This is a genomic window from Kineococcus vitellinus (genome assembly GCF_009906315.1).
Taxonomy (GTDB): domain Bacteria; phylum Actinomycetota; class Actinomycetes; order Actinomycetales; family Kineococcaceae; genus Kineococcus; species Kineococcus vitellinus.
This window is the reverse complement of record NZ_JAAALL010000192.1, coordinates 1-8,504: the sequence shown is the minus strand read 5'-3', so window position 1 is coordinate 8,504 and position 8,504 is coordinate 1. Positions and strand designations below refer to the sequence as shown.

General features: G+C 78.7%; 6 protein-coding genes. 3 read left to right on the top strand and 3 right to left on the bottom strand.

Annotated features, from left to right (window positions below):
- Positions 1 to 1,316: NAD(P)/FAD-dependent oxidoreductase (locus tag GTQ99_RS15795; RefSeq protein ID WP_166616690.1), on the top strand; the 1,316-nt coding region annotated here is incomplete at its 5' end.
- Here the strand turns inward: GTQ99_RS15795 and GTQ99_RS15790 are convergent.
- Entirely contained in the window at positions 1,276 to 1,461 is a 186-nt protein-coding gene (locus GTQ99_RS15790) for a hypothetical protein (protein WP_166616689.1), read from the bottom strand. The two genes, GTQ99_RS15795 and GTQ99_RS15790, sit on opposite strands and share 41 nt — an antisense overlap.
- A gap of 215 nt (positions 1,462 to 1,676) precedes the next feature.
- On the opposite strand from GTQ99_RS15790, the gene GTQ99_RS15785 reads away from it, so the two are divergent.
- Together GTQ99_RS15785 and GTQ99_RS15780 are read left to right on the top strand one after the other, a co-directional pair.
- Positions 1,677 to 2,624, top strand: a complete 948-nt coding sequence (locus GTQ99_RS15785; protein ID WP_166616688.1) for an ATP-binding cassette domain-containing protein — start codon at positions 1,677 to 1,679, stop codon at positions 2,622 to 2,624.
- Positions 2,621 to 3,454: an ABC transporter permease gene (locus GTQ99_RS15780; protein ID WP_338075032.1), complete on the top strand. Its 834-nt coding sequence runs from the start codon at positions 2,621 to 2,623 to the stop codon at positions 3,452 to 3,454. The genes GTQ99_RS15785 and GTQ99_RS15780 overlap by 4 nt, the downstream gene beginning before the upstream one ends.
- Positions 3,455 to 3,460: 6 nt before the next feature.
- Here GTQ99_RS15780 and GTQ99_RS15775 read toward each other — a convergent pair whose 3' ends face one another.
- Both GTQ99_RS15775 and GTQ99_RS15770 read right to left on the bottom strand, forming a co-directional pair.
- Positions 3,461 to 6,679 carry a BTAD domain-containing putative transcriptional regulator gene (locus tag GTQ99_RS15775; protein WP_166616687.1) on the bottom strand — a complete coding sequence of 1,073 codons (3,219 nt, stop codon included), beginning with the start codon at positions 6,677 to 6,679 and terminating at the stop codon, positions 3,461 to 3,463.
- A 72-nt stretch (positions 6,680 to 6,751) separates the two neighbouring features.
- Positions 6,752 to 8,504: diflavin oxidoreductase (locus GTQ99_RS15770; protein WP_166616686.1), on the bottom strand; the 1,753-nt coding region annotated here is incomplete at its 5' end.

Sequence of the window (8,504 nt, the reverse complement as noted above, 5' to 3'; positions counted from 1 at the left end):
GGTGCACCTCCCGCCCGGCCGCCGCGGCCGGGCGGGAGGTGCACCTCGTCGAGGCCGACCGGCTGCCACCGGGGCCGCTGCCCCGCGACGGCGTCCCGCAGGGCCGGCAGGCGCACGTGCTGCTGCACGCCGGGCTGCTCGCAGCGCAGGACCTGCTGCCGGGGCTGCGCGAGGACCTGCTGGCGGCCGGCGCGGTGCCCGTGCACACGGGCCTGCTGCCCTGGCGCGGCGAGCACGGCTGGTCGCCCGTCGGCGGGCACGGCCACGAGGTGCTGTCGACGACCCGGCCGCTGCTGGAGCACGTGGTGCGCACCCGCGTCACCGCCCTGCCCGGTGTCCGCGTCCACGAGGGCACGCCGGTGACGGACCTGGAGCGCGGGCGGGACGGGTGGAGCGTGCGCACGGCCGGCGGCGGCGAGCTCGCGGGGGAGGTCGTCGTGGAGGCCTCCGGGCGCTCGTCGCGGCTGCCGCAGCGGCTGGCGCGGCTGGGGCTGCCGCCCGCCGCGGTCTCCCGGGTCGACGCCCGCACCGGCTACGCCACGCGCCGCTACCGCGGGGACGGCGGCGGCACCGCCCTGGTCCTGCTCGCCACCCCCTCCTCGCCGCGGGGGGCGCTCGTGCTGCCCGTCGAGGACGGCGACTGGCTCGTGGCGGCGGTGGGGGCCGGCCAGGACCGGCCACCGCGCGCGGCGGCGGGGTTCGAGGAGTTCCTGCGCTCGCTGGGCGAGCCGGCGCTGGCGGAGCAGCTGCGGCGGTGGGTGCCGCGCGGGGAGGTCGCCGTGCACCGGCAGACCGCGGACGTGCGCCGCGCCTACGAGCGGGTGCCCGGCTGGCCGGCGGGGCTGCTCGTGCTCGGCGACGCCCTGTGCGCCTTCAACCCCGTCTACGGGCAGGGCCTGGCGGTCGCCGCCCGCCAGGCCGTGCTGCTGCGCCAGGCGCTGGGGGCGGGCCGGCTGGACGCGCGCGCCACCCGGCGCTGGCAGCGCCGCCTGGCGCGGGTGACCGACGTGCCGTGGGCGATCGCCACGGGCGAGGACCTGCGCCTGCCCACCACCGAGGGGCGGCCCGGCCCGGCGCAGCGGGCGCTGAGCCGGTGGGCCCGCGCGGTGGACCGCCTCGCCGCGCACGGCGACGCCCGCGCCGCGCGCACCCTGGGGCGCACCTACCACCTGGTGGGCTCACCGGTGGAGCTGCTGCACCCGGCGCTGGTGCTGGCCGCGCTGCGGGCGGCGGCGCGGGGGCCGGGGGCGGCCAACCCGCGCCCGGCCGCGCTCGTCAGGAGCGCTGCAGGCCGATCCGGCGCAGGGAGGCCTTGACGTCCTGGACGTCCTCGGCGCGCCAGCCCAGGCGCCCGCCGTCCCAGGTGGGCTCGGGCAGGGCGCGGCGGCCGACCAGGGAGTGCAGGACGGCGACGTCCACGTCGTACAGGTGGCTGGCCTGGAGCAGGCTGAGCTTGTCCATCGGGTCCTCTGGGTCCGCAGGGCTCCTCCGCGCGACCGGGAGGAGGGCGCCCCCGCGAGTCGGACCTCGAGCGGGGACGCCCCATCGTAGCGCGGCGATCACCGCCGCCCGCCCCGCGTGCACCGGACGGGTGAACGCCGGCCCGTGCCGGCCCGTGCCAGCCCGTGCCAGCGCGGTGCCAGCGGCGCGCCAGCGGCGACCGCGACGGTGCGGGCATGACCTACGCGATCGACGCCGACGGGCTGCGCAAGCGCTTCGGCGAGACCCAGGCCCTCGACGGCGTCAGCCTGCGCGTGCCGCAGGGCCGCGTCCTCGGCGTGCTCGGCCCCAACGGCGCCGGCAAGACGACGGCCGTGCGCATCCTGGCGACCCTGCTGCGCCCCGACGCCGGCACCGCGCGCATCGGCGGCCTCGACGTCGTGCGCGACGCGGCGCGGGTGCGGCGCACCATCGGGCTGACCGGCCAGTACGCCTCCGTCGACGAGGACCTCACCGGGGTGCAGAACCTCGTGCTCATCGGCCGACTGCTCGACCTCTCCGGCCGCGACGCCCGGCGCCGCGCCGGGGAGCTGCTGGAGTGGTTCGAGCTGACCGCCGCCGCCTCCCGGCGGGCGGGCACGTACTCCGGCGGCATGCGCCGGCGCCTGGACCTGGCCGCCTCCCTCGTCGGCCGCCCCGCCGTCGTCTTCCTCGACGAGCCCACGACCGGGCTGGACCCGGCCAAGCGGGAGGCCATGTGGGACGTCGTGCGCTCGCTGGTCGCCGACGGGTCCACCGTGCTGCTCACCACGCAGTACCTGGAGGAGGCCGACCAGCTCGCCGACGAGATCACCGTCATCGACCACGGGCGCGTCATCGCCCACGACACCCCCGTCGGGCTCAAGCGGCAGGCCGGCCGCCGGACCCTCACCGTCGTCCCCGTCGACGCCGCCGACGCACCCGCCGTCGCCGGGCTGCTCGCCCGCGTCAGCGGTGAGGAACCGGTGCCGCTGGCCGGGGGCGGAGCCTCGGTGCCCGTCCTCGACGAGGCCGCGATGGGTGCCGCCGTCGACGGCCTCGCCGCCGCCGGCGTCGCGGTGAGCGAGTTCTCGCTGCACCTGCCGACCCTCGACGAGGTGTTCGCCGCCCTGACCCAGCCGTCCCGCGAGGAGGTCCCCGCGTGAGCACCCCGACCGCACTGCCCGCCGCCACCGCACCGACCGCACCGACCGCACCCGCGCGCACCGGCGGCCCGCTGCGCGCGCTGCGCCACGCGCTCGCCCTCGCCGGGCGCAGCCTGCTCAAGACCGCCCGCACGCCGGAGGCGCTCATCGACGTGACGATCCAGCCGGCCATCTTCCTGGTGCTGTTCACCTACATCTTCGGCGGCGCGCTGGCCGCCGGGGACCGCGGCGCCTACCTGCAGTTCCTCGTGCCCGGTCTGCTCGGCCAGTCCATCGCGCTGGCCGGGGTGTCGCTGGGCACGAACCTCAACAACGACATCACCAAGGGGGTGTTCGACCGGTTCCGCTCGCTGCCCATCGCGCGCTCGGCGCCGCTGGTCGGGGCGGTGCTGGCGGACGTCGCCCGCTACCTCGTCCTCTTCTGCTTCCTCATGGGTTTCGCCTCACTCATGGGCTTCCGGGTGCAGACCGGCCCGCTGGAGCTCCTCGCGGCGCTCGGGGTGTCGGTGGCGTTCGCCCTGTCGTTCTGCTGGATCTCCGTCCTGGTCGGGATGGCGGTGCGCACACCCGGTGCGGTGCAAGGGGTCATGTTCCTGCTCGTGCTGCCGCTGAGCTTCGGCAGCGACGTTTTCGTCGACGCCGCCACGATGCCGGGCTGGCTGCGGGCGTTCGTCGACGTCAACCCGATCACCCACCTCGTGGGCGTCGTGCGCGGGCTGCTGCTCGGCGGCCCGGTGGCCGGCGACCTGGCCTGGACCGGCGGGTGGATCGCGTTCTTCCTCGTGGTCTTCGTCCCGCTGGCGCTGCGCGCCTACAACCGCCGCGCCTGAGCGCCCTCACCCGACGAGGGCGGTCCGCTCCACGGCAGCCGGCGGCGCCAGCCGGCGGCCCCGGGTGAACGCCTCGCCGAAACCCCGCTCCCCCAGCGCGGCGCGCAACCGCTCGCGCAGCGCGGCGACCTCCGGGTCGGTGAGGTCGTCGGCCCCGCGCAGGCAGGCGGAGGCGCCGAGCAGCTCGGCCGCCTCCGCCTGCCGGCCGGCCAGCGCGCACCAGCGCGCGGCGGCCACCGCGAACATCGCCACGATCGGCAGGTCGCGGGTGCGCAGCACCACCGGCCGGGTGGCCGCCAGCAGTTCCCGGGCGCCGTCGAGGTCCCCGGCGTCCAGGCGCAGGTGCACCAGCGAGGTCTGCAGGGCGGAGCGCTCGTGGTTCCAGCCCGCCGGGTCGGAGGTGCTCCGGGCGCCCAGCGCGGCGAGCTCCGCCTCCAGGCGGTGCTGCGCCTGCTCGGGACGGCCGTCGCGGCGGGCGAGCGCCACCTCGGTGAGGGTCAGCCAGACGCGGGTCGTGCCGGAGACGGCGGGGGCCAGGTCCCGCATGCGCTGCAGCTGGTCGGCGGCCGCCGCGGGCCGCCCGCGGCGCTGCTCGACGTCGACCAGCCGCATCCGCAGCTGCACCTCGTCCTCGGTGGAGCCGAAGGCGGCGACCAGCCGCAGCGCCTCGGCGAACCGCTGCTGCGCCGCGTCGAGGTCGCCGTGGAAGAGGTCGGCCTGACCGCGCAGGCGCAGCGTGCTCGCCAGGCCCCAGCTCTCGCCGGCGGCGCGGAACCCCTCCTCGGCGCGGGCGGCGGCGGCGCGGACCACCTCCAGGTCCCCGGAGTTCTCGGCCGCGGCCGCGCGCAGCAGCTCGCCCAGCGCCCGGGTGAACGGGTCGGCGGTGCCCGTGAGGGCCGGCCGCTCCAGCAGCACGCGGTCGTCGAGGCCGACGAAGCCCTCGGAGAAGACGTGCAGGAACACCTGCGCCACCACCACCAGCGTCGAGGGGTCGTCCCCGCCGTGGGCGGCCAGCCGGCCCGCCAGGTCCTGCACGTGCTCCAGCACGGGGGCGGCCTCGGCGTTCAGCTCACCGGCCATGACGCCGTTGACCAGCTGCAGCGCCTCGGCCACCAGGTCGTCCTCGGCGCCGGTGGGGCCCTGCGCGGAGCGGGCCACCGCCAGCCAGTCGCGGGCGGGGGCGTGCCGGCCCAGGACCGTCCACCACACCGCCACCGGCACCGCCAGCCGCAGGGCCTGCGCCCGCCGCCCGGTGGCGGCCAGGTCGCGCAGCGCCGCGAGCAGGTCCTCGGACTCGGCGTCCAGGCGCTGCGACCACGCCACCTGCGCGGGACCGCGCAACCCCGCACCGGCGCGGGCGGCGACGCCGAGCGCCCACCGCGTGCGCAGCTCGTGCACCCGCTCGACCTCGCCCGCCTCCGCGAGGCGCTCGGCGCCGTACTCGCGGATCGTCTCCAGCAGCGCGTAGCGCACCGGTTCCGCGGGGCGCAGCTGCAGCAGCGACTTCTCCGCCAGCGAGGCCAGCAGGTCGGCGACGGCGACGGCGTCGCCGACGTCGGCGCCCACCGCGGCCGCCGCCTCCACCGACACCGGCGCCGCGAACACCGACAGCCGGCGCAGCAGCGCCCGCTCGTCGGGGCCGAGCAGGTCCCAGCTCCAGTCCACGACGGCGCGCAGGGTGCGGTGGCGCGCCACCGCCGTGCGCCGCCCGCCGGTGAGCAGCCGGAAGCGGTCCGCGAGCCGCTCGTGCAGCTGCACCAGCCCGCTCGTGCGCAGCCGCGCGGCGGCCAGCTCCAGCGCCAGCGGCAGGCCGTCCAGCCGGCGCACGAGGTCGGCGACGAGGTCGGCCTCCTGCGCGGTCACGGTGAAGCCGGGGGTGCCGGCCGCCGCCCGGTCGGCGAACAGGCGCACCGCGGGGTTGGCCCGCATCGCCTCCAGGTCCGCTCCCGGTGGCGGCGGGCGCAGCGGCCCCAGCGGGTGCAGCACCTCGCCCTCGACGCCGAGGGCCTCGCGGCTGGTGACCAGCACGGTGAGGGCGGGGCAGTGCCGCAGCAGGTCCTCCACGAGCACCGCCGTCTCGTCCAGCACGTGCTCGCAGTTGTCGAGCACGAGCAGCTGCGGACCGGCCGACAGCGCCGCGAGCAGCCGCGAGCGCGGGTCCTCGACGCCGCCGGGGGCGCCCAGCCGCTCCCGGTGCGCCTGCCGCGCCCCCACCGCGGCGACGACGGCGCCGAGGACGTCGGCCCCCTCGGCGACCGGTGCCAGCAGCACGAGGTGCACGCCGCCGCGCCCCGCCGGGGGCTGCGCGGGCTCCTCGCGGGCGCGGGCGGCGGCGACCTCCGTGGCCAGCCGGGTCTTGCCCGCCCCGCCGGGACCGACGACGCTCACGCAGCGCGCCGCGCCCAGCAGGCCGTGCAGCCGCTGCACGTCGGCGTCCCGGCCGACGAAGCTCGTCAGGGCGGGCAGCGGCGCGGAGGTGGTGGCGACGGCGGCGGGGACCCCGGGTTCCGCGGCACCCTCGAGCGCCTGCCGGTGGGCGGCGCGCAGCGCCGGTGAGGGGTCGGCGCCCAGCTCCTGCGCCAGGTGGCGCCGGGTGCGCTCGTAGGCGGCGAGCGCCTCGGCGCCGCGACCGGTCGCGGCCAGCACGCGCACCCGCAGCTCGGCGAACCGCTCCCGCAGGGGGTGCGCCGCCGTCAGCGCCTCCAACTCCGCGGCCAGGCCCTGCGGGGAGCCCGACCGCAGGTCGGCCTCGACGCGGTCGCCCAGGCACTCCAGGCGCAGCTCCTCCAGCCGCACCGCCTCGGCGGTCCCCGCCAGCTCGACGGGCTCGCCGCGCCACAGCGCGAGCGCGCCCGCGAGCTCGCGGGCGGCGCCCTCGGCGTCCCCGTCGCGCAGCAGCCGGCGACCTGCCGCGCAGGCGCGCTCGAAGCGCACGACGTCGACGTCGGCGGCGTCCACGTCGAGGACGTAGCCGGCGGGACCGGCGCCGATGCGCCCCGGGGCCCCGAGCGCGCGGCGCAGCCGGGACACCAGCGACTGCAGGGCGCCCGGGCCGGCGGGGCCCTCGCCGTTCCACAGCGCCGCCTCCAGCACCGCCGTGGACACCGGGCGCCCGGCGCGCAGGGCCAGCTCGGCGAGCAGCCGCCGCAGCCGGGCCCCCGCCACGGCCACCTCGGCGCCGTCGTCGGCGCGGACCCGCACGGGGCCCAGCAGGTCGATGCGCACGGCAGCAGGGTGCCACCCCGGCGGCGGGACCCCCGCCGCCGCGGGGTGCGCGGGACCCGCCCGCGGGTGGTGTCAGTAGACGTCGCGCACGTAGCGCTTGGCGGCGGCCAGGGCGCGCACGTGGGCGGCGGCGTCCTCGGCGCCCATGGCGCCGTGCGCGGCGACGACCTCGCGCAGCGCGGTGTCGACGTCGGCGGCCATCCGCGCCGCGTCGCCGCACACGTACAGGTGCGCCCCCTCGGCCAGCCAGCGCCACAGCTGCGCGCCGTGCTGGCGCATCCGGTCCTGCACGTACACCTTCTCGGGCTGGTCGCGGGAGAAGGCCAGCGAGAGCCGGGTGAGGAACCCGTCCTCGCGCATGGCCTCGAACTCGTCGCGGTAGTACCAGTCGGTCGCCGAGCTGCGCTCGCCGAAGAACAGCCAGTTCGGGCCGCGGTGGCCCAGCGCCCGCCGGTGCTGCAGGAACGCCCGGAACGGCGCCACCCCGGTGCCGGGGCCGATCATCACCATCGGGGCGTCGGGGTCGGCGGGCGGGCGGAAGGCCGGGGACGGCTGGACGAAGACGCGCACGTCCTCCCCGTCGGCGCGGTCGGCCAGGAACGCCGAGCACACCCCCTGCCGCGGCCGCTCGGGGGTGCCCCAGCGCACGGTGGAGACGGTCAGCTGCACCTCGTCGGGGTGCGCCTGCGGGGCCGAGGAGATCGAGTACTGGCGCGGCTGCAGGGGCTTGAGCACGGCGCGCCACTCGGCGGGCTCGGCGCGCGCGGGGAACTGCGCCAGGACGTCCAGGCTCTGGCGGCCGCCGGTGAAGCGCGCGAGCTCCCGGGGACCCGCGGCCAGCAGCCGGGCCAGGCCCTCCTCGCGCGAGCGGGAGGCCACGAACCGCAGCAGGTCCGGGGTGGGCCGCACGATCTCCAGGTGGCGGGTGGCGGCGGTGCGCCAGTCCACCTCCGTCCCGTCCGGCGCCCTCGTGGTGGCGTCGGCGTCGATGCCGGTGAGCGCGAGCCAGGCGTCGACGACGGCCGGGTCGTTGACGGGCCACACGCCCAGGGAGTCGCCCGCCGCGTGCTCCAGCCCGCCGTCGCGGTGCAGCCCGACCTGGCGCACCTCCTTGGTCGAGCCGGGGCCGTTGAGGCGGACGTTGCGCACCAGGCGGCTGCGGTAGGGGTTCGCGCGGGAGGGCCTCTCGCCCGGCTGCGGGGCGCGCGGGGCGGGCAGCTGCCGCTCGCCGCCCGGCGCCTGCGGGCCGCCCGGGGGCTGCGGGTGCCCCGGGGAGGTCCCCGGGGAGCTGGGCGCCTGCTCGCGCAGCAGGCCGGCGACGCGGCGCGACCACTGCTCGGCGCGCTCGTCCTCGCCGGGCTCGACCTCCACGCGCTCCAGCAGCCGCACCCCGCCCAGCTCGGCGAGCCGGTCGTCCAGGCGCCGGCCGTGCCCGCAGAACTGCGCGTAGCTGCTGTCGCCCAGGGCGAGGACCGCGAACCGGGTGCCCGGCAGCCGGGGGGCCTGCTGCTGCGAGAGCGCCGACCAGAACGCCTCCCCGTTGTCCGGCGGCCCGCCGTCGCCGAAGGTGCTGGAGACGACGAGCACCGTCGGCACGGCCGCCAGCCGGGCCGGGTCGACGGTGTCCATGGCCGCGACGTCCACGCGGATCCCGGCCTCCCGCAGCGCCTGCGCGCTCTGGCGGGCGTGCTCCTCGGCGCTGCCGGTCTGCGAGGCCCACAGCAGCAGGACCTCCGCGCGCGCCGCGTCCTCCGCCACGTCCTCCGCCACGCCCTCCGCCACGGCGTCCTCCCCCGCCGCGAGCCCCGGCCCCGCGGCCGGGGTC

Bases quoted from the DNA above. Each gene is read 5' to 3' on its own strand.
- GTQ99_RS15790 (WP_166616689.1), bottom strand. From the start codon at position 1,461: ATGGACAAGCTCAGCCTGCTCCAGGCCAGCCACCTGTACGACGTGGAC.
- GTQ99_RS15785 (WP_166616688.1), top strand. From the start codon at position 1,677: ATGACCTACGCGATCGACGCCGACGGGCTGCGCAAGCGCTTCGGCGAG.